Origin of the sequence: Aquimarina sp. MAR_2010_214 (assembly GCF_002846555.1) — a bacterium.
GTDB lineage: Bacteria > Bacteroidota > Bacteroidia > Flavobacteriales > Flavobacteriaceae > Aquimarina.
Window position 1 is genome coordinate 4,371,331 of the sequence record NZ_PJMS01000001.1, and the last position, 21,445, is coordinate 4,392,775.

Genomic DNA, 21,445 nt, shown 5'->3' on the forward strand with positions numbered 1-21,445 from the left:
GCTATCAAGTATCTTGCAAAGATAAAATTACATTACAATAAAAAAAACGGGAAACTTACATATATGTTACAAAAGCATTCAATTTGCAACTATTCTTTGCACCCATTTCTCTCGTAATTTTCTAATTTTCAACTATTCAAACATACATAAGAATTAATACGCTTAACCTGTTTTATATATTAAAATTTGCTGTAAAGATCATATCATTTATTTCAATGATATAGACACTTAGTACATTTATACCAATAGTTTTCTTCTAACCGGAGTAAAAAGAGTCTATTCATTTTCACAAACCTTATTAATATACCATCATCCTTACATAACAGCATATTTTCACGTAACTTTTTGGTTATTTATATTGTAAACAATTAAGTTTGAAGAACGGAAAACAAAAATTAGAACTATTTTTCACAAAGTAGTTTGATTTCAGTAAACTTATCAAACGTGGGAAGAAAATCTATACTTAAAAATAGAAAAGAAAAGAATATAAAAGTAGAGCAATGGACCCTTGCTATACTCCCAAAATTAAAGACTACAGATTTAGGTGAATTAACCATGGATGATCTGGCTTTACTAATGAAAAAAAGCAAATCTACTATATATCAGTATTTTACAACTAAAGAAGAAATTTTTGAATATATCACACAAGTAAGAATAGATTATTTATACACCTATAAAAATCAGATTACAGAAGAGATTCTGAAACTAGATTACAAGTGTGAAACTTTAGGGCGTATCCTTTTAGAAGGGACTAAAGATGTTTCTTCTTTTTTTTTAAGACAATTACAACAACATTATCCAACGGCATGGAAAATTATTGAAGAATTTTTGTCCTCATTTCTCGAAGATTTAAAACAATTTTACATTTTAGGAATAAAAAACAATATTTTCAAACCCGTATCATCAGAACTTCTAGTCAAACTAGATGAATATTTTATTAGACAGCTAATTACTGATGACAATTTTTTTAACCAGACCAAAGAAACATTAGAGTCTATAATTAGAGATTATATGTATTTAAAATTTGAAGGATTAAAAAAATAGAATTGCTTTTATAATAAGTATACCTATAAGTAAAAACTTATAGGTATACCATTCATATTAGCGTTTAACAAATTAAGCTTACCTGATCACAATTCTGGTTGTATTTGCTACTGCTCCATCTCCAAAAATCTTAACTAAGTACATTCCTGATTTAAGGTTTTCTAAAGACAAAGTTTGTTGGGAATCATTTAGTGTTCCAATATTTTTTGAGTATACAAGTCTACCACTTATGCCATATATTTCGACTACGCTATTGTTAATTACAGTTCCAGACGAAATTTGCACTTCTCCATTAGAAATCGTTGGATATAAAAGAGCTCCTTCCGAACTTCGAAGAGGTTTTTCTACTTCTTCCACTTCTTCTGCTACCAATTGTTTTTCTGGAGCATTTATAGAGCGAATAGCCCAACCGAAAGAAGTAAATAAAGGATCGGAAACTAACCGAAAACGTACTGCAATAACATCTCCTTCCTGAAAGAAATCTAATAAATTGATCGATTGCTCTTTAAACAATTCATCACTTATTGATGGAGCGGGCCCAGAATTAAAGGCATCTGTCCACTCTGGAAATCTTTGTGCATCATAAGTATCTAATCGTACCCAATCTTTTAAGTTACTAGAAGCTTCTATAGTTACGTAATCATAAAATTGCCCAGGTGCAGGGTCAAATTCTGTAATTGCAACATCTTCATAGGTAAAACTTCCATTTTCTGTATTAACTATAATAGGATGTCTTAAAACAGTACGATATTCTGAATCGTTTAAATATGGATGTGCAGAATTATTAAGAACTGCCTGACTTACCGTTTCATTAATTGTATTGATCACAAATTCTCCTCCATAAGTATACACATCAGATATGTCAAAAGTTTCAATAGAGACAAGATTTTTTGGAGCTGTATAATCAATAATATTAAATGAAGTTGAAGAAATAACGGAAGTATTTCCTGCACTATCAACAGCCTGTAAACCAACCTTATAATTTCCTTCTGCCAAATTTTCTATTATATATAAAAACTCGGTACCTTGATCTATGTTATCTGTAATCTGAGTAATTTCTTCTCCATCCAAATACACTACTATTCTCTCAATATCCTGATTTTCCTGCACATAAGTAATCTCTGCATTTTGATTTTCTACCGACTCCTGTGCAACAATAGCAATTGTTGGAGGTGCGTAATATGTAGGAGGTTCATATCCTTCAAGTTCTTCTAAAGTAGCGGTCCAGATACCTCTACCATGAGTTGCCATAACTACTTCATCATTTACGATTTTCATTTGCCAAACAGAAAAAGCTGGTAATCCAGCCAATAATGACCAATGCGCTCCTCCATCTAATGTTTGAAATACTCCAATATCTGTTCCTACCCAAATTCTATTTTCATCAAATGGCATTTCTACCAAACTATGTATTGCTACATCCGGAAATCCTCTATCTTCTCCTGTAGAAAACCCTGAAATATCTACCCAGGTTTGCCCTAAATCTTCTGTCTTTAATATTTTAGCTGCTCCTTGTCCTGAGAATAATGCATAAGCTCTATTCTCATTTGTAGAAGAAGTTTCTACTCCTGAAATAAGATAATTATGATTAACACCATCTCTTGGGTCAGAGAATAATGCCGTAGGTTCATAAGACACTCCATTATTCTTAGAAACATGCATCACATAACTTCCAGATTCTGTCATTGCATTACCAGCCCATACAATATCTGGATTAGCTGTAGATACAGAGGCATCTAATGAACTTGAAGCTCCTACCGAAAAATTGCTAGGAATAGAAGTTAATTCCCATGATTTTGCAAAATCGGGGGATCTCCAGACCCCACTAATAGAAGGGCTAAAAAGTACATTAGGATTATTATTTGAATTCGTGATTTTTGAATAAAAAGGTGATGTTCCTCTTCCTGATTCTCCATGCCTGGCATTAAATCCATTACCATTCTCATAACGTACAAAACTATTATATTGAGAACCTCCTATAAATTCATTAGGATTATCATAATTCCATAGTACTTCAAACCCGTCTCCACCAATAATAAACTGATACCCGGTTTCATCATTTGCTCCATTTTCGGTAAGTGATATCCAGGTTCCATTATCTTGCGCTCCAGCCATGTAATCTTCTGTACCATTACGTTTATCGGCTCCATAAAACTGCGTACAGTTAAGCCCTACTGCAGAAGTAGACCAATCATTAAGTGTTGTTCCTGGTTCAAACAGATAATCAGTATGATATATACCTCCGTCATTAGCAAGGATTAATTTAAACTTCTTTTCTTTTCTTTTTTTAATCCATGTTAAACCATGTTGATCTACGTGAACATAATTATTTAATTCACCATTATAACCTGCTGCAATAGGCTGAAAAGTATAACTCACCGGCCCATCTTTACTTTTAGTTCCTGTTCCTGCTTTAACTATTTGTACTCTATGCATTACCACTCCTCCTGCATAAAAAACATTTTCATTAAAAGGGTGTGCTCTTATTATATTGTCATACCATCCTTGTCCTGTAATCAAATTTCCTGCTGCCGGAGTCCCTTCGTAACCAATTAATCTAAATGTTTTTCCTGCATCGCTGGTAAGGTAAAAATCTGTATTCACTGCAGTAGTTGCTCCTCCACTAGCTGTATACACCGAAATAAAAACTCTGTTTGGATTAGCTGGAGAAACATCAAGTTCAAAACGAGAATGGTTTGAGTTGTAGTCATCTCTATTCAACACTAAATCCCATGTCAATCCACCGTCTGTACTTTTTATAACCCCAACACTATTTACTCCTCCATATAGCGTGTTAAAATTTGTTGGATCATAATTCAAATCCTGAACGTTTCCTGCATTATATGTATGCTGCCATGTTGTTCCACCATCAGTAGTAACATAAATACCATTTCTACTTGCTACAACAAGGTTATTCTCATCTTGCGGGTTTAAAGCTATTCTACCAATTCCTCCAAAATCTTTGGTTTTGTTCAGGTATTCCCAGCTACGTCCTCCATTTACACTTTTTAAAACTCCAACACCTCCAATTGCATCTAGGTTATTGAAAGGTTCGCCTGTTCCCACATATAATGTCTTTGGATCATTTGTTCCTACAGCAACCGTAGATGTTGACAAATTGGGTATTTTATAATCTGTAAGGTTCTCCCAGGTAGTTCCGGCATCTTCGGTTACCCAAAGTCCACCTCCTACAGTACCCGCATACCACTTGTCGTCATTATCGGGAGCTACTACAATACCACGTATCCTTCCTGGTACATTTACAGGACCTCTTTCTTTCCACTTAATGATACTTGAATTCTTGGCAGTAGACCTATTTTTCATCGCTTTTCGATGCTCAGTCATTAAGAAACCATCTTTATATGTAGATTCCTCGGCTCCAATAGGTTTTAAAAGATTTGCCTTATACTCTGCAATAACCTCAATTCCTTTCTTCTTACTATAATCCTTGTTTGTTTTGCGCTTTTTGGTTGTTTTTACATTTACAGCACTTGTTTCTGTATTTCTTTGTTCTGAATTCTTATCGCACGCAGAATAAACGATTAGCAGAAAGATAAGAATAGCCAATTTCCTAAAATAAAATTTGTGTGTCATAAGTTAGTTGTTTAATTTAATAATTGTTATTTGTGTTTGTGTATTTGACAGAAGTAGATCATCAGGATTTTCAGAAGTCGGTTTTTGTTCCATCCCGATGTAAGGAACAAGCTTTATCGAGGTATTATCATTCCAATCAACATTAGATCCTCTAAAATAGCCTTGTTTTATAATATTCTTTGTCACTGTATTATAAACAGTGTATTCAAAATGAATAGCTGGATCTCCAAGTTTTATTATCTTTTTGACATGAAGTTCCATTGATTTATTTCTATTTAATTTTGAAATAATCATATCATTTTTAATAGGTGTAACAGGCTGATGTGATAGTTTATCTTGGGTAGTTTTATTTTCTACAGTTTTACACTGAGCAAAAGAGAATATGGTTAAACCAAAAAAAAGGATACTTATAATTTTTCTCAATACCATCGATACTATTTTATAAATCGCTTATGAAAGTTTTATTAACTGTTCGTTAAATCGGCAATTACTTTCGGCTTTTGGGGAAGGAATATGATGAAAGCTTATACACTTTTTTATAAATAATAAAAGACAACCGCATAACGCACCTCTAAAATAGCTTTTATTTTTTTAAAAATCAACTACTTATCATATGATTTAGCAAAATAAGTATAGCTCTATTTCATGTGCACTGAAAAGCTTCTAGGCAATTATTTTTTAATTCGAAACCTAGACATACCATATATTCAACAACACATATGCTTTTAAATGATTATAGCTAAAGCTACAAACCCATATTAATTTACTTGCTAACTTAAGTTATAGACAGAATTAGCTTCAATTTTGAAATTATCTTATAGACTTTTCAAAACAGAGCTATGCACCTATAACTATTTTAGTTAATTTCCGTATTAAGGAATACTTTATATAGAAAAGGTTATAGAATTATAAGATACAACTCTAAAATTAATTTATTCTTTGATGGTTTTGGTAGTAAAATCAAACATTCACGCCATACATTTTTTCTCGCAGTTCCTTAATTTTTGGATCACTCATATACTCATCAAATGTAGCATAACGATCAATAACTCCGTTTGGCGTTAGTTCAATTACTCTATTACCCACAGTTTGGGCAAACTCATGATCATGAGTAGTAAACAAGACTGTGCCTTTAAACTTTTTTAACGAGTTATTAAAAGCTGTAATTGATTCTAAATCCAGATGGTTTGTAGGTTCATCTAGCATCAACACATTAGCTCTTGTCATCATCATTTTAGATAACATACAACGAACTTTTTCACCTCCGGATAATACATTTGATTTTTTTAATGCTTCTTCACCGCTAAAAATCATTTTCCCTAAGAATCCTCTAATAAACACTTCCTCTCTTTCTTCTTCTGTAGTTGCCCATTGGCGTAGCCAGTCAACTAGTGTAAGGTCATTTTGAAAATATTCACTATTATCTGCTGGCAAATATGATTGAGTAGTAGTAATCCCCCAGTTAAATTTACCAGAGTCTACTTTTTGTTTATCATTTAGTGCCTGGTAAAATGCAGTTGTAGCTCTTGAGTCTTTAGAGAAGATCACAACTTTATCTCCTTTATTTAAATTAATATCAATATCTTTAAATAGTGTATCTCCATCCTGGCTTGCAGTTAATCCTTCTACATTCAGGATTTGATCACCTGCTTCTCTATCTCTTTCAAATATTATAGCAGGATAACGACGACTTGATGGTTTAATATCTTCGATATTAAGTTTTTCTATCATTTTTTTACGAGAAGTAGCTTGTTTAGATTTTGCTACATTCGCACTAAATCGTGCAATAAACTCTTGTAATTCTTTTTTCTTCTCTTCTGCTTTTTTATTCTGCTGAGCTCTTTGTCTTGCTGCTAATTGAGAAGACTCATACCAGAACGTATAATTACCACTATAGTGATTAATCTTACTAAAATCAATATCAGAAATATGTGTACATACCGCATCCAAAAAGTGACGGTCGTGAGATACTACAATAACTGTATTATCAAAATTTGCCAAAAAGCTTTCTAACCATGAAATAGTTTCATAATCTAAATCATTTGTTGGCTCATCCATTATTAAAACGTCTGGATTGCCAAACAAACATTGTGCTATCAATACTCTAACACGCTGTTTGGTATCAAGATCAGACATCTGGGTATAGTGCAATTCTTCTTTGATACCTAAATTAGAAAGCATTGCTGCTGCATCACTATCAGCATTCCAACCATTCATTTCTTCAAATTGTACTTGTAGCTCACCTATTTTCTCTGCATTTTCATCTGTATAATCTGCATAAAGGGCATCTATTTCTTTCTTTATTTTATAAAGAGGTTTATTCCCCATAATTACAGCTTCTAGTACCGTATACTCATCATATGCATAATGGTTCTGTTCTAAAACAGACATTCGTTTCCCTGGTTCTAGGTGTACATGCCCAGATGTAGGTTCCATTACACCAGAAAGGATTTTAAGAAATGTGGATTTCCCAGCACCATTGGCGCCAATAATACCATAGCAATTGCCCTGTATAAAAGAAGTATTTACTTCATCAAAAAGTATTCGCTTACCAAATTGAACAGAAAGATTAGAAACTGATAGCATGAGTATGAAAAATTGTAAGGTTTAAATTTGCGGCAAAAGTAGAAAAATGGATTCAGAACCTGAAACAATCCATCATTAATTTAGAGACTTTTCCTAATAGTTTACTTATTATCAAAAACTGAAAATTGAAAAGTTTTAGCACCTCAATTCGTTAATATGTTTAGAATTAACTTATAATTAACAACCGTAACAGGTGTTTCCCTTTATTTTTGGACAAATAGTCCGTTAATTTTATAGAATCAAAAATGCAATTTTCCGTACTAAGATATTTTGTACTAGTTCCTTTTTTATCATGCTTTGTGATTAGTTGTGGTTCTTCTGAAAAAAGCAATAAAGAATATACTTATTTTGGAGGTGAAATTGTAAACCCAAATACTAATTACGTTATTTTATCTAATGGACATGATTGTAAGGATACTATTTTTTTAGATAAAAACAATCGATTCTTACATAAAGTTGAAAACCTGGAAGATGGGTTATATTCCTTTAAGCACAAACCAGAGTACCAAGTTATCCTTCTTGAAAAAGGAGATAGTGTTCTTGTTAGATTAAATACTATAGAATTTGATGAATCACTTGTTTTTACAGGAGAAGGATCTGCTAAAAATAACTTTTTAATTGACTTATTTTTACAAAACGAAATCGAGAGAGAAAAATTAAAAAGGACTGGATTTAGACAATCTCCTTCTTATTTCAAGAAAAATCAAGATTCTTTATTACAGATGAAATCGGCTACTTTTGAAAAGTTAATCGACAAAAATGAATTAAGTAATTTAGCAAAAAAACTTACTCAGGCTAGTTTTATATTTGAATACTATATGAGGCATGAATTCTATTTTAATAGTCTTTATGAAATGGGAAGCCCCGGTGCAACTGAAGAATTATCTGCTTCTTTTTTTAATTATAGAAATCAGATAGACTTTAACGATGATGAATTAAAAAGACTATATTCTTATAATTGGTTTTTAAATTGGTATTTCACTAATGCTTCTCTTTCTAATAATAGCAATCAAGAACAATACAATGATCGTGTAGGTAGCTTTATATACAAACTAGATTTAATTGATACTGTTATAAAGCATTCATATATCAAGAACAGTTTATTAAGAAGGTCAACTATACGTTTTTTATTGGATGATAGTAAAAACAATCAAGAGTCAGACATTGTATTAAAACATTATCTATCGGTAAGTACTAACAAACGATCTCAACGAGAATTAAAAAAACTTGCTCGACATATTTCTAAATTAAGACCAAACAATATTATTCCGGATCAAGATTTAATAACCTCAAAAGGGGAAACTGTAAAATTATCCTCGCTTTTTAATAAGCCTATTACTGCTTTATATTTCTGGTCGATAGAAAGTAAAGATCACTATGTAAAGGCTCATGAAAAAGCAGAATACCTTAGTTCTTTATATCCTGGTATTGATTTTATAGCTGTAAACACAAATGCTGATCAAACAAAAAATTGGCTAAAAACTATAAAAAGGCATCGATACAATTTGGAAAATGAATATGAATTCAAATATCCAAAATGCTCTTCAGAAGAATTAGTTATTCACTATAGAAATAAAGTTATTCTTGTAAACGAGGATGGAAAAATCATAAATCCTAGCACAGATTTATTCGCTTCTGTTTTTGAGAAACAACTTATGCAATATACGCAACTGGCAAGTTTAGAAAATTAAAAAGCCACTCTATAGAAGAGCAGCTTTTATAAAAGTTTATGTCAGGAAAAACTACATTAATTTCCTTTTTTATAATCTGCAAGAAACTTAGCAAGACCAATATCAGTTAATGGATGTTTAAGTAATCCTTCTATAGAAGAAAGAGGTCCCGTCATTACATCAGCACCAATCTTAGCACAATCAATTACATGCATTGTATGCCTTACTGAAGCTGCCAAAATCTGTGTATCAAATCCATAATTATCATAAATTAATCTAATCTCTGCGATGAGATTAAGTCCATCTGTAGAAATATCATCTAATCTACCAATAAAGGGAGAAACATAAGTTGCTCCTGCTTTTGCTGCTAGTAAAGCCTGTCCAGCAGAAAACACTAAAGTACAATTCGTCTTAATTCCTTTATCACTAAAATATTTTATTGCTTTTACACCATCTTTAATCATTGGTACTTTTACAATGATTTGATCATGAAGCTTAGCCAATTCTTCTCCTTCTTTAATAATACCTTCAAAATCTGTAGAAATTACTTCTGCACTTACATCTCCGGTTACGATTTCACAGATCTTTTTATAGTGATTAATAATATTTTCTCTACCAGTGATACCTTCTTTAGCCATCAAAGACGGATTTGTAGTTACTCCATCAAGAACTCCTAAATCTTGCGCTTCCTTAATCTGATCAAGATTTGCAGTATCAATAAAAAATTTCATAGTATTGTTTTTAAAATTGTTGTGTATAAATTTTACCCTTTTATAGATCGCGAATATAAAAATAATCGTTGTAGGCTAATAAAATCTTTTTGTTAATTAAAAATATCTTTTTTCTTTCATGAAAAAAGATTGAATCACAATTTATAATGATTCATTAGCATCTTCTCATATATTCTATCTGGTAATATTCGTTTTAGTACAATAGAAAATTTTTGCATAAATGCCCCTACCTTATAATGTACCTTTGGTTTTTGGTTTTTTATAATCTTAAAAACAGCTTCAGCCATTTCTAAGGGATCATTACCAGAATCTACATGGCTATCCATTAGTTTTAGTGTATCACCATATGGTTTTTCATACGGAGAATTTTCAATAACGGGAGCATGGTAGCGCCCCGCAGCAATATTGGTTGCAAAATCACCTGGAGCCACATTCGTCATTCTAATATTAAACCCTTTTAACTCCATTCGCCATGCTTCTGTAGTCATCTCTAATGCAGCTTTAGAAGCACTATAAATTCCTCTATATGGTAATCCCATATATCCAGCAATAGAAGTGATATTAACAATTAAGCCACTTCCTTGTTTTCGCATAATTGGTAAAACGGCTTTAGTAACATTAATTGGACCAAAATAGTTTGTAGTAAAATTCCGTACTATCTCTTCATTAGGGATTTCTTCTATCGGACCAGTAATACCCGCTCCGGCATTGTTGATTAGCACATCTAATCGTCCATGTTTCTGTTCTATTGTTGTAATAGCAGATTCGATACTATTACCATCAGCAACATCTAATTCTAAAAGAGTAAAAGGTTTAAAATCAGGAAATCGAGATGGGTTACGACTAGTACCATATACAATATACCCTTTCTCTGCTAAATATATGCCTATAGATTTCCCTATCCCAGAAGATCCTCCTGTAATTAAAACTACAGTATTACTTTGATTAGTGCTCATGCTCGCAAATATACAATTCTGATTAACGATCTACTAATCTCAAAAAATAAAATGACAGGAAATAATAATAGTAGTTTGTGTATTGGTATCCCTATAAATTACACCTAAAATTAAGGCACAAAAAAAGGCAAGCTACCTACATCACACTGCTACAACCGTCTACCTTTGCTGCGTTCCCGCCCTGGAGGATTCAACAGGAGCTAGTTGTGTAGGACTTGCCGATGCAAAGATACAATCTTTAGGATATAAAACAATGATTTTTTAAACCCAATTAAAATAAATATCTTGCTTAAAATTTAATTATTACAATGAAGATTCATAACTCCTTCGTCATCATTATTTTAAGTATACTTAGTTTTTCTTGTGGAAGTAATCAGGATAAGCAAAAAAAACATTTTTCAATCAAAACTGAGGATAATAAAACCAAATTTAAGTTGGGTGAGACGATAAAAGCAAACATTATAAACGCTCAAAATATAAAAATTGATTCTGTCACCTTTCTTTTAGACAATAAAAAAGTAGCTTCTAAAAAAGATTTTAGTTATGAAGAAAAAATAGACGATGAAAAACTAGGGAATCATGTCCTAACCGCTCAAGTTTTTTATGATGGAAACATAGATACTATATCCAAAAAGGTAGCTTTTCTTAACAATGTATCCCCAAAATTGTATTCATATAAAATTATTGCAGAATACCCTCATGATAAAGAAGCATTTACCCAAGGATTAGAGTTTTTTGGAGATACATTATATGAAAGTACTGGTAAAAAAGGAATGTCTTCTTTAAGAAAACTCAACTATAAAACCGGAGAAATTCTTATCAAGAAGGATGTTGCAAAGGAATATTTTGCTGAAGGAATTACAATTATGAATGATAAAATATTTCAACTAACCTGGACATCTAAAGAAGGGTTTATCTATGATCTTACTACTTTAGAGAAAACTGGAAGTTTTGCTTATAATCAGAGTAAAGAAGGTTGGGGGTTATGTAATGATGGAAATCAGATCTATAAAAGCGATGGTACAGAAAAAATATGGATACTTGACCCTAATACACTTGCAGAAAAAGATTATATAGAAGTTACTACAAATAAAGGTGTTAAATCCAGGTTTAATGAATTAGAATGGGTTAATGGAAAAATTTATGCGAATACCTGGCAAAAGGACGGAATTGCTGTAATTAACCCTAATAGTGGTGCTTTAGAAGCTGTAATTGATCTTAGTGGCCTCCGTAAAAAAGTAGCACAACATGAAAAATTAGATGTACTAAATGGTATTGCATATAATGCAGATACAAAACGGTTATTTGTTACTGGTAAAAACTGGGATAAACTTTTTGAAATTGAAGTTATCAAAAAACCATAGTACTTCTCAAAAATGACAATTACGAATTATTAAACAGATCTCTTTGCTTTAAATTTTTGATGTAGTAAAGATTCAATCTTCAATAAATTCCTGCAACACTATAATAAGTTACTCGTTATTGTAATAGACAGATAATAAACCGTACCTTTGCGGCTTATTTTTAGACATATGAACAAATTTGAAGCGTTAGGTCTTGGTGAAGCCATTATTAAGGCGGTGAATGATATGGGTTTTGAAGCCCCAAGTGAAGTACAAGAAAAGGCAATCCCTATTTTGTTAAAAGAAGACACGGATATTGTTGCTTTGGCACAAACCGGTACAGGAAAAACAGCAGCTTTTGGTTTTCCATTAATCGAAAAAATTGATAGCAGCAGCAGGATTACACAAGGATTAATCCTCTCTCCTACTCGTGAACTTTGTTTACAAATTACTAACGAACTTAAAAACTACTCTAAGTATATCCCTGGATTGCATACCGTAGCAATTTATGGTGGAGCAAGTATAACAGATCAAGCAAAACAAATAAAACGTGGTGCCCAAATCGTAGTGGCAACTCCTGGACGAATGCAAGATATGATCAACCGTAAAATGGTAGATATCACTAATATTAGTTATTGTGTATTGGATGAAGCTGATGAGATGCTAAATATGGGGTTTTATGAAGATATTAATACCATTTTATCTCATACCCCAAAAGATAAAAATACCTGGTTGTTCTCTGCTACAATGCCAAAAGAAGTTTCTACTATTGCAAAACGATTTATGCAAACTCCAGTAGAAATCACTGTAGGTCATAAAAATACTGGTTCAAAAAATGTTTCTCATGAATATTATGTCGTAAACTCTCGTGATCGGTATGCCGCCTTGAAACGATTAGCAGATGCTAACCCAGATATCTTTTCTGTAATTTTTTGTCGTACCAAAAGAGATACTCAAAAAGTAGCAGAAAACCTTATTGGTGATGGATATAATGCTGCAGCACTACATGGTGATTTAAGTCAAAATCAACGTGATTTGGTGATGAAAAGTTTTAGAAATCGTCAAATCCAGATGTTGGTTGCTACAGATGTAGCTGCACGTGGTATCGATGTCGATGATGTTACTCATGTAATTAATTATCAACTTCCAGATGAAATAGAAACATACACACATAGAAGTGGAAGAACTGGACGTGCAGGAAAAAGTGGTGTTTCGATGGTTATCGTATCTAAAAGCGAAGTTAGAAAAATTAAATCTGTAGAGCGGATCATCAAGAAGAGCTTTGAGAAAAAAGAAATTCCTAGTGGTGAAGAAATATGCCAGGTTCAACTATTTCACTTAGCCAGTGATATCGGAAAAGCAGAAATAAACCATGAAATCGATAGTTATTTACCTTCTATTAATGAAGTTCTAGAGGAGTTTTCTAAAGAAGAATTGATTAAAAAATTCTTTTCGGTAGAGTTTTCTCGTTTTCATAATTATTACAAAAAATCTAGAGATCTAAATGCTGTAAACGAAAGAGAAGGAAGTTCTGGTAGAGATGGTAGCACGCGTTACTTTATTAATGTAGGAGAAAAAGATGGATTTGACTGGATGACTTTAAAGGATTTCCTGAAAGAAGTTTTAGAACTTGGGAGTGATTCTTTAAGTCGAGTGGATGTTAAAGAAAGTTTTTCTTTTTTCAATACCAATACTGAGCATCAGGAGCGAGTACTTGAGGTTTTTGAAGATTTCAGAATGGAAGGAAGAAAGGTTAATGTAGAAATTTCTAAAGATTCTGGTCGTAGAGGAGGAAGACGTCGTCGTGATAATGATAGTGGTGGTTATAAAGGAAAACGCAGAAGCGAAGGATTTAAACCTAAAGGTAAAAAACGTTTTGATTCAAAAGAAGACAGAGGTAGCGGAGGTAATCGAAAAAGAGATCGTAGAAAACGAAGTGATCGTTGATAAATCAGAGGTTTTGTCTTTTGTATATTCAAAAAATACTTTTTTAGAAAATCACTGAATATAAAGACTTAACAAACAAATATGATTTTTGGCGCGATTTTTATGTTATATTATTTAAAATTGAACGTCATACTATATACATGAAAAGAGTATTATTTTACATAGCATTATTTGCAAGCATAATTACTTATGCTCAGGAAAATGATTCAAGCACTGTATCAGGAAAAGTATTAAATGCTGCCAATGATCAGATACTAGAAAATGTTCATATTATAAATCTTAGTCAGGTAATAGGAACGATTACCAATGAAAAAGGGAATTTTAATATTCCTGCAAAAGTAAATGACACTCTATATTTCTCTTATATTGGATACAAACCATTACAAGTTAGGGTAACTAATGATTGGATTAAGTTTGGAGAAGTTAAGATTAAGATGACAGAGTTAGGAATTGCACTAGAGGAGGTAGTCGTTGCCGATGTACAACTTACTGGTTATTTAGAGATCGATGCTAAAAGAATTCCTGTTTACAACAATTATAGATATAGTATTTCTGGATTAAATTCTGGTTATGAAGGCGGTAATAAACAACCCGGAGCTGTAAATAAGGTACTTGGGGCTATCTTTAATCCTGCAGATTTTTTGTATAACATATTTAGCAAACGTTCAAAGGAATTAAGAAAGTTACGTAAAATGAAGAAGGACGATGAGATTAGAAATCTTTTGGAGACTAAATTTGATCGTGCGACCTTAATGGCTCTTCTACAAGTAGGACGGTTGGATATAGATGAGATTTTACGAAATTGTAACTACTCTGTTGATTTTATAAAATTTGCAAACGACCTTCAAATCCTTGATGCAATAAGCGAATGTTATGAAGAATACAAAATATTAGACAGAAAGTAATCTACATACAAGAGCATATTATCACCGTAACGAATGTAATGCAATTCTGTTTCCTTCAGAGTCTATAAAATACGCCATATATCCATGTTCTTCGGAGATTTGCTTTTTGTCTAAAACTACTTTTCCTCCTGCATCTGCTACTCTACTCATTTCATTAGCAACATTGTCACAAGAAAAGTATACCAAAACTCCATCCTCGCTAGGTTTGTAATGTTCTCCCGCATAAATCAATGTTCCGGTAGCAATTCCAACTTGATTTGGATTAGGAAACCAACCCATTTGTACACCTTCCATATCCTGAAGACTAATTTCAATGTCAAAAACTTTTTCATAAAAAGCTTTAGCTCTCTTCATATCAATAACCGGAATTTCGAACCAAGTAACCATAATGTTAGGTGTTAGGTGTTAGGTGTTAGGTGTTAGAAAGTTACTAATTTTCATGATATCGTGCAATAATTTGCTCATGGCTTTTAATTACTTTCTTTGCCCATTCCATTCGTTTTTCTAATTTTTCTTCTTCAGATAATTGCCAATTAATATTTGTTTCTTTAAGTTTAGAAGTGACATGTTGTAATATTATTGCAGCAGAAACTGAAATATTAAGACTTTCGGTAAATCCCACCATTGGGATATGCAATCTGGCATCTGCTGCTTCCAAAACCTGATCACTTAGCCCCTGCTGTTCTCTTCCAAAGAAAAACGCAGACGGTTTATCAATATCAAAATTCCGTAAGATTTTAGAATTATCATGAGGGGTAGTTGCAACAATTTGATATCCTTTTCTTTGTAATGTAGTAAGACATTCTTTGGTTGTTGAGTATCGATTAACATCTACCCATTTCTGAGCTCCCATTGCAATCTCACGATCTATACGTTTTGCATTTATTTCTTCAATTACATGTACATTTTGAACTCCAAACACATCACAAGTACGAATCACCGCACTTGTATTATGTAATTGATATACATCCTCCACTGCTACAGTAAAATGGTTTGTACGTTGTTCCAAAACTTTTTTATTTAAACCTTGTCTCCTTGGAGTAAGAAATGATTCTAAATATTCGAGAAGTTTTATATCTATCATAATCGCTAAAATATGAAAACATCGACTATTTTTCACCAAAAAAAGAACTGCCAGTTATAAAATCCGACAGTTCTTTTACAATCTACTTAATTTAACATAAACATATACACCATAGCTTTATATGCTGCATTGCTTATGGCTTATTGCAACAAAGTTCTAGTATGATGTAATTTAGATTTAAAGAACACTTAAATTCGATATAAACTATCAAACATTACTTTCTTAACTAGTTACTATACATTTGTTTTTTTTAGATAAAAAAAACCTCCCGAAATTACCCCTAAAAACGGAAGGTTTAAGTAAACACATTGTCAAAATGTTCCTTGCTGACTAATTATGCGAATTATAATTAGTCAAATTTTTCTTTTTCATTATTTCTGAATTTATACTCTATTATATTGCTGTTATATAATTTATAATTTTGGTAAATACGCGCCACAAAAAGCCCCAAAAACTTGTTAATCTGAACATTAAGCCTATATATAAAATAAGCAAAAGGTAAAGCGATAGTTTTTCTGGTAGTATATCGTGTTAAGAAAGTGATAAAAAAAGTACGGTAAGTCCGTAAAAAAGATAAAGAATTACTATATTTCGCCTTTTGGAAAGAGGAGAAAAATGATATATAATTTTCCTTAAGGGTAATAAGCATCCTTTCAATTGAAAATCGAAATTGACAATTTCTAGACGCATGAAATAATAGTCCACTCATAATGATTGATTTATTTTAAATTAATCGCTATTCAGACCCTGCTTTTGTTGGCTCGCCAAAGTTTTACAATCGCGGGGTTGTTTTTGTCTTAACCTTAATTTTTAATGATATATTAAAGAAACTAACATTAAAAATCTACAGTTTTTACACATTTATTTATTATAACTTTATTTTAGTACTACAATCAATATACTTCTTAAAAACAGAAGTTTTTGATTTTATATTATTCTGCATTTTTTTATGTATAATAAAAGTAATGCATTCTTATTTTTTCATTAATTCAATTTGACAATAATGGTGCTTATTCATAAAAGTAAATAACTACTACCTAAATGAAAAAATTATATGTTTTTTCAAAACAATATATCGAATATAAAACTCAGGGAGGGGTAAGAAAACAAGTTTTTTATTCTAAAATTATTACATTACGTTTTGTCCAAAAACAATACTTAAAGATAGTTACTATTTGTCAAAAATGAGCATTGAAATACCACATAATTATTACGGTTTAACCATCATTATACAAATGACTAATTATATTTACAAAAAGGTAAACAAAATTAACACACAAGGCAGCTCAAAAAACACTTAAATAGCTGTTTTTTAAATAGTTAAAATACATACAGAAAAACAAAAAAAGATAATTAGCCTTCAAAAAAGTAAGAATATTCTATAAAAACTAACCAAAAACACGTATTTCAACTGACAAAAACACACTTTAACCGATTTTGGTTTGTTAAAAAAACGTCAATTATTGACAGGTAAACTGTAATTTCTTATTAAATTAAAGTATAAATCTTGTTTTTGAATACTAAAATTTGAAATATTGTTTTATCATCTTAATTTCTGATATTTTTAACTCTCTAAATTCAAATGGTTTATGTAAAAATCACAAATTTATTTTTACAATTAGCCTTCTTTTTTTATTTCTACTGAGTGTGGGTAAGGTATTTCTATGCCAGCATCATCAAGCGCTAGTTTGCAATTTTCTAAGGTAGCAAAATATACATCCCAATAATCCTCGGGGGTGCAGTATGGTCGTACAGCCAAATCGACAGAGCTTTCTCCCAATTGACTAACATTTACAGAAGGAGCTGGATCTTTCATTATCTTAGGGTTTGATGTTAAAACTCCTAATAATACTTCTTTTGCATTTTTTATATTTTCATCATAACCTATACCTATCGTGATATCTACTCTCATCATACCTTCTGCAGTATAGTTAATAATATTACCATTTGCCATTGCTCCATTAGGAACAATAGCTAACTTATTTTCTGGAGTAGTTAATTTGGTTGTAAAAATTTCAATTTCTTTAACTACGCCCAATATACCCTGTGCCTCTATAACATCTCCTATTTTATATGGTCTAAAAATCATAATGAGTACTCCACCAGCAAAATTTGATAAAGATCCCTGTAGAGCCAAACCTACTGCCAAACCAGCTGCAGCAATTACAGCAGCAAAAGTAGTAACATCTACTCCTAATCTTGAAATTACAATAATAATAAGGAATACTTTTAGAGACCAAGTGATTAAGTTCAATAAAAACTTTTGCAAAGATTCATCATACTTGCTTTTAGACATCACCTTCTTAACACTACTAATCAGTTTCTTGATAACCCACGATCCTATGATATAAATAAGGATGGCAGTAATGAGTTTAGGGCCAAATTCTTTTGCCAGTTCAATACCGTAATTGAACCATTCTTGAGCTTTTTCCATTATAATTTGCGTTATTTTTTGTTGAAATATTGTAGTTATAAATAACCCTACAAGACATAAAATTTAGAACAGTAAAGGTATATTAAATCAATTCAATGCCAAAACGTTTTTCTATACTATGCTTATTGTAGTATAATAAATTCACTTCTACGGTTAAGTTGATGTTCTGCATCACTGCAAGATATACCATCTACACATTTATTAATAAGTGAAGTTTCACCATATCCTCTACCCGTTACACGAGATCTGTCTATCTTACCTTTTTCAACTATATACTTAATCGTACTTTTTGCTCTTCGTTCACTTAAATACATATTATAGTCATCATCAGCCCTGCTATCTGTATGAGATCTTACATCGATCCTTAAATTAGGATATTCTTTAAGTGCCGCAATGATTTTTTGCAATTCTATTTCTGCATCTGATCTTATAAAAGATTTATTCAAATCAAAATATATGATCTCCAAATCCAATAGCTTAGCCAAATCATCACCTGGTTTTAATTCTTTTTCAATCAATCCGCCTTTACTAAGTTGTAAGGCCAGATCATGTTTATGTTCTAATACATTATTTGCCGTAAGAGGCACTTCAGTAGGACTATATTCTATCTTGTTTGCTCTAATAATATATGATGTATCACAATCAAGATCAAACTTATACATTCCTTTTGTATCTGTAACGGTACGCAATAATTCGTTATTGGTATCATCTAATAAAAATACTTCGGCATCTACCAAAACTTCTCTAGAGTTAGCATCTGTGATCACGCCAGTAACATATTGATTACAAGTAGTAATTAATTCTTCCGTTTGCTTAAAACTATAAATATCATCATTTCCTTTCCCTCCTGCTCGATTGCTTGAGAAATATCCAATTTTTGTATTTTCATTCAATACAAAAGTAAAATCATCTTCAGAACTATTTACTGGTTTCCCTACATTATAAGGGATAGAAAACTCTCCTTCTTTCTCAGGAACAGTTACAAAAACATCCAATCCTCCTAAACCAATATGCCCATCACTTGCAAAATACAATCGTCCCGAATTGCTAACATACGGAAAGGTTTCTCTTCCTTCTGTATTAATTTTATCTCCTAGATTTTGAGGCTCACCAAAAGTACCATCTTCATGTATGTCAATAACATATAAGTCAGAAAGACCTCTGCTATCGGGCATATCACTTGCAAAATAAAGTTTGGTTCCATCTGCACTTAATGCAGGATGAGCTACAGAATATTCATTACTATTAAAAGACAGCTCTTCTATATTTGTCCATTTATCATTTTCGAGTGTTGCTCTATATATTTTTAATAATATGGTACCCTCTACATTAGATCCTAATTTTCTTTTAATATAATTATTACGAGTAAAATATACTGTTTGCCCATCACTACTAAATGAAGTAGATGATTCGTGAAATTTTGTATTTATTTTTCCTTTTAATTTTTTGGGTGTTTGCAAAATCCCATTAGATTCAATAATTGTCGAAGAAAACAGGTCGAGAAATGGCATTTCATTCCATTCATGTACAGTCTTACTCATTCCACTTCCTCCTCCTCTAGAAGATGCAAAAATTAACTTTCCTTGATTATTAAAACTAGGCGCATAATCAGAGTATTTAGAATTTACACTTAGTTTTAACAGTCTAAATTTACCTGATTGCATTTCAATAAACTTCAAGTAATCTCTGGTATTCATAAAAGATTCTGCTCTTTGATCATTACCTGTTATCGTATTGAATTGCTCCATTATTTTATCTGCTTCCTCATATCGTTGTATACTTTTTAAACTTTGAGAGTATCTAAATAAATATTCAGGATTGATATCATCTGCATATTTGGTAGTTAACTTTTCATACCAAGGAATCGCATCCTCTAACCGGGCATTAAAATAATAAGAGTCTCCAAGTTTTTTAAACAAATTCGCAGATTCATAACCACTTTCTGCAACTTGAAGATATATTTTACGAGCATCCACAAAGGCATAACGATTAAAGCTTTCATCAGCTTTTGCCATACGCTTTTCTTGAGAAAATGCAATACCCGACAACAACATACTTAAGGATATATTTATAAAGTATTTGGTAAAATTCATAGTTTTTCGTTTTTATTTAATTCTAAAAACTAGGTTTTATTAAAGTTCTAATCTTTTTTTGAAGGCTTAACATCTCTGAATACAAATTAAAAGAAACGAGGTGTTAACATTCTATTGTATTTTTTGAAGAGCTCGAATCTGAGAAATACCTCATAACTTCCGTCATTAAATTGACTCTGACCTAACTCAGTCGTTTCTCGATCATATGCAAATCCAATCATTAATGCATCTGAGATCTGAAACCCTATTGTACCACTTAAGGCTGCACTCCAACGATAAGCAGCTCCCAATGTCAAACGATCATACAATAAAAAATTTGCTGAAACATCTACTTGTAAAGGCGCTCCGAACACCAACTTACCCAAAACTGCTGGCTTAAACTTTACATCATCACTCAAATCAAAAACATGACCTGCTATTAAATAATAATTAACACGCTCCTCGGCCAGAAAACTAACTGCATCACTATTACTTGTAGTTGTACTCTCATCAAAATGATCCGTCTCTAATAAATTGGGAGCACTTAAACCTACATAAAACTTATTGGTGTGGTAATAAACTCCAACTCCAACATTAGGACTAAACTTATTATCTATATTATTCTCAAATAATGCATCATTGGTATTGAACTGTGATAGCTTCTGAAAATCAACATTCAGTAAATGACCTCCCGCTTTTATTCCTAAGCTTAATTTACCTGTTTCTGAAGTTGGGATCGTGTATGAAAAATCAATATCAAAATAGGTTTCACTTGTAGGGCCAATCTCATCATTAACAATAGACAAACCTAAACCAACGCGTTCATTACCCCCAATTGGAGTATTAAGAGTAAGAGTCTGGGTTCGGGGAGCTCCATCTAAACCAACCCACTGACTACGATGAAGACCCATAATACTCATTACCCCTCGACTACCAGCATAGGCAGGATTAACACTTATAGTGTTATACATATACTGAGTGTACTGAGCATCTTGTTGCGCATAACTGTTAAAAAACATAATGCTCAAAAACGATGTCACAACTATTATTCTTATTTTTTTCATCCGCTCTAATTTAAC

15 protein-coding genes and 1 other RNA gene are annotated in these 21,445 nt (G+C 31.9%); 5 read left to right on the top strand and 11 right to left on the bottom strand.

All coding sequences use genetic code 11. From position 1 onward, the window contains the following. Positions 1 to 444: 444 nt before the first annotated feature. Positions 445 to 1,044, top strand: a complete 600-nt coding sequence (locus ATE84_RS18900) for a TetR/AcrR family transcriptional regulator (RefSeq protein ID WP_101449442.1) — start codon at positions 445 to 447, stop codon at positions 1,042 to 1,044. Between the two features lie 78 nt (positions 1,045 to 1,122). On the opposite strand, the gene ATE84_RS18905 is transcribed toward ATE84_RS18900, so the two are convergent. From ATE84_RS18905 to ATE84_RS18915, 3 genes are all read right to left on the bottom strand, one after another. Further along, positions 1,123 to 4,638, bottom strand: coding sequence for a T9SS type A sorting domain-containing protein (locus ATE84_RS18905; protein ID WP_101449443.1), 3,516 nt, complete (start codon positions 4,636 to 4,638; stop codon positions 1,123 to 1,125). Positions 4,639 to 4,641: 3 nt separating this feature from the next. Then, entirely contained in the window at positions 4,642 to 5,067 is a 426-nt protein-coding gene (locus ATE84_RS18910; protein ID WP_101449444.1) for a hypothetical protein, read from the bottom strand. Between the two features lie 531 nt (positions 5,068 to 5,598). Continuing rightward, the gene (locus tag ATE84_RS18915) at positions 5,599 to 7,224 is read right to left on the bottom strand and encodes an ABC-F family ATP-binding cassette domain-containing protein (RefSeq protein ID WP_101449445.1); all 1,626 of its coding nucleotides are present in this window, start codon (positions 7,222 to 7,224) and stop codon (positions 5,599 to 5,601) included. A 245-nt stretch (positions 7,225 to 7,469) separates the two neighbouring features. Between ATE84_RS18915 and ATE84_RS18920 the strand changes: the two genes are divergently transcribed. Next, positions 7,470 to 8,915 (top strand): peroxiredoxin, encoded by a 1,446-nt coding sequence (locus ATE84_RS18920; protein ID WP_101449446.1) that lies wholly within the window; start codon positions 7,470 to 7,472, stop codon positions 8,913 to 8,915. 56 nt (positions 8,916 to 8,971) lie between these two features. On the opposite strand, the gene fsa is transcribed toward ATE84_RS18920, so the two are convergent. The 3 genes from fsa to ffs all read right to left on the bottom strand — a co-directional run bounded on the left by fsa (position 8,972) and on the right by ffs (position 10,802). Then, positions 8,972 to 9,625 (bottom strand): fructose-6-phosphate aldolase, encoded by a 654-nt coding sequence (gene fsa / locus ATE84_RS18925; RefSeq protein WP_101449447.1) that lies wholly within the window; start codon positions 9,623 to 9,625, stop codon positions 8,972 to 8,974. Positions 9,626 to 9,759: 134 nt separating this feature from the next. After that, positions 9,760 to 10,581: an SDR family oxidoreductase gene (locus tag ATE84_RS18930; protein WP_101449448.1), complete on the bottom strand. Its 822-nt coding sequence runs from the start codon at positions 10,579 to 10,581 to the stop codon at positions 9,760 to 9,762. A gap of 122 nt (positions 10,582 to 10,703) precedes the next feature. After that, positions 10,704 to 10,802: signal recognition particle sRNA small type (gene ffs / locus ATE84_RS18935), an RNA gene on the bottom strand. 87 nt (positions 10,803 to 10,889) lie between these two features. Between ffs and ATE84_RS18940 the strand changes: the two genes are divergently transcribed. The 3 genes from ATE84_RS18940 (at position 10,890) to ATE84_RS18950 (ending at position 14,776) form a co-directional block, all read left to right on the top strand. After that, entirely contained in the window at positions 10,890 to 11,945 is a 1,056-nt protein-coding gene (locus ATE84_RS18940; protein ID WP_101449449.1) for a glutaminyl-peptide cyclotransferase, read from the top strand. A 168-nt stretch (positions 11,946 to 12,113) separates the two neighbouring features. Continuing rightward, on the top strand, positions 12,114 to 13,871 hold the full coding sequence (locus ATE84_RS18945; RefSeq protein ID WP_101449450.1) for a DEAD/DEAH box helicase: 1,758 nt from the start codon (positions 12,114 to 12,116) through the stop codon (positions 13,869 to 13,871). Between the two features lie 140 nt (positions 13,872 to 14,011). Then, entirely contained in the window at positions 14,012 to 14,776 is a 765-nt protein-coding gene (locus tag ATE84_RS18950) for a carboxypeptidase-like regulatory domain-containing protein (protein ID WP_101449451.1), read from the top strand. A gap of 21 nt (positions 14,777 to 14,797) precedes the next feature. Here the strand turns inward: ATE84_RS18950 and ATE84_RS18955 are convergent, their stop codons facing one another. From ATE84_RS18955 to ATE84_RS18975, 5 genes are all read right to left on the bottom strand, one after another. Continuing rightward, positions 14,798 to 15,163: a VOC family protein gene (locus ATE84_RS18955; protein WP_101449452.1), complete on the bottom strand. Its 366-nt coding sequence runs from the start codon at positions 15,161 to 15,163 to the stop codon at positions 14,798 to 14,800. A 43-nt stretch (positions 15,164 to 15,206) separates the two neighbouring features. Continuing rightward, positions 15,207 to 15,860 carry an RNA methyltransferase gene (locus ATE84_RS18960; protein ID WP_101449453.1) on the bottom strand — a complete coding sequence of 218 codons (654 nt, stop codon included), beginning with the start codon at positions 15,858 to 15,860 and terminating at the stop codon, positions 15,207 to 15,209. Between the two features lie 1,618 nt (positions 15,861 to 17,478). Then, on the bottom strand, positions 17,479 to 18,294 hold the full coding sequence (locus ATE84_RS18965; RefSeq protein WP_101449454.1) for a mechanosensitive ion channel family protein: 816 nt from the start codon (positions 18,292 to 18,294) through the stop codon (positions 17,479 to 17,481). Positions 18,295 to 18,416: 122 nt separating this feature from the next. Continuing rightward, positions 18,417 to 20,387 carry an OmpA family protein gene (locus ATE84_RS18970; RefSeq protein WP_101449455.1) on the bottom strand — a complete coding sequence of 657 codons (1,971 nt, stop codon included), beginning with the start codon at positions 20,385 to 20,387 and terminating at the stop codon, positions 18,417 to 18,419. A gap of 86 nt (positions 20,388 to 20,473) precedes the next feature. Further along, positions 20,474 to 21,430, bottom strand: a complete 957-nt coding sequence (locus tag ATE84_RS18975) for a type IX secretion system membrane protein PorP/SprF (RefSeq protein ID WP_101449456.1) — start codon at positions 21,428 to 21,430, stop codon at positions 20,474 to 20,476. Positions 21,431 to 21,445 lie beyond the last annotated feature (15 nt).

What these genes read in the sequence shown, in the direction of transcription:
- ATE84_RS18905 (WP_101449443.1), bottom strand. Translation starts at nt 4,638, where the DNA reads ATGACACACAAATTTTATTTTAGGAAATTGGCTATTCTTATCTTTCTG.
- ATE84_RS18910 (WP_101449444.1), bottom strand. Translation starts at nt 5,067, where the DNA reads ATGGTATTGAGAAAAATTATAAGTATCCTTTTTTTTGGTTTAACCATA.
- ATE84_RS18915 (WP_101449445.1), bottom strand. Translation starts at nt 7,224, where the DNA reads ATGCTATCAGTTTCTAATCTTTCTGTTCAATTTGGTAAGCGAATACTT.
- ATE84_RS18920 (WP_101449446.1), top strand. Translation starts at nt 7,470, where the DNA reads ATGCAATTTTCCGTACTAAGATATTTTGTACTAGTTCCTTTTTTATCA.
- fsa (WP_101449447.1), bottom strand. Translation starts at nt 9,625, where the DNA reads ATGAAATTTTTTATTGATACTGCAAATCTTGATCAGATTAAGGAAGCG.
- ATE84_RS18930 (WP_101449448.1), bottom strand. Translation starts at nt 10,581, where the DNA reads ATGAGCACTAATCAAAGTAATACTGTAGTTTTAATTACAGGAGGATCT.
- ATE84_RS18940 (WP_101449449.1), top strand. Translation starts at nt 10,890, where the DNA reads ATGAAGATTCATAACTCCTTCGTCATCATTATTTTAAGTATACTTAGT.
- ATE84_RS18945 (WP_101449450.1), top strand. Translation starts at nt 12,114, where the DNA reads ATGAACAAATTTGAAGCGTTAGGTCTTGGTGAAGCCATTATTAAGGCG.
- ATE84_RS18950 (WP_101449451.1), top strand. Translation starts at nt 14,012, where the DNA reads ATGAAAAGAGTATTATTTTACATAGCATTATTTGCAAGCATAATTACT.
- ATE84_RS18955 (WP_101449452.1), bottom strand. Translation starts at nt 15,163, where the DNA reads ATGGTTACTTGGTTCGAAATTCCGGTTATTGATATGAAGAGAGCTAAA.
- ATE84_RS18960 (WP_101449453.1), bottom strand. Translation starts at nt 15,860, where the DNA reads ATGATAGATATAAAACTTCTCGAATATTTAGAATCATTTCTTACTCCA.
- ATE84_RS18965 (WP_101449454.1), bottom strand. Translation starts at nt 18,294, where the DNA reads ATGGAAAAAGCTCAAGAATGGTTCAATTACGGTATTGAACTGGCAAAA.
- ATE84_RS18970 (WP_101449455.1), bottom strand. Translation starts at nt 20,387, where the DNA reads ATGAATTTTACCAAATACTTTATAAATATATCCTTAAGTATGTTGTTG.
- ATE84_RS18975 (WP_101449456.1), bottom strand. Translation starts at nt 21,430, where the DNA reads ATGAAAAAAATAAGAATAATAGTTGTGACATCGTTTTTGAGCATTATG.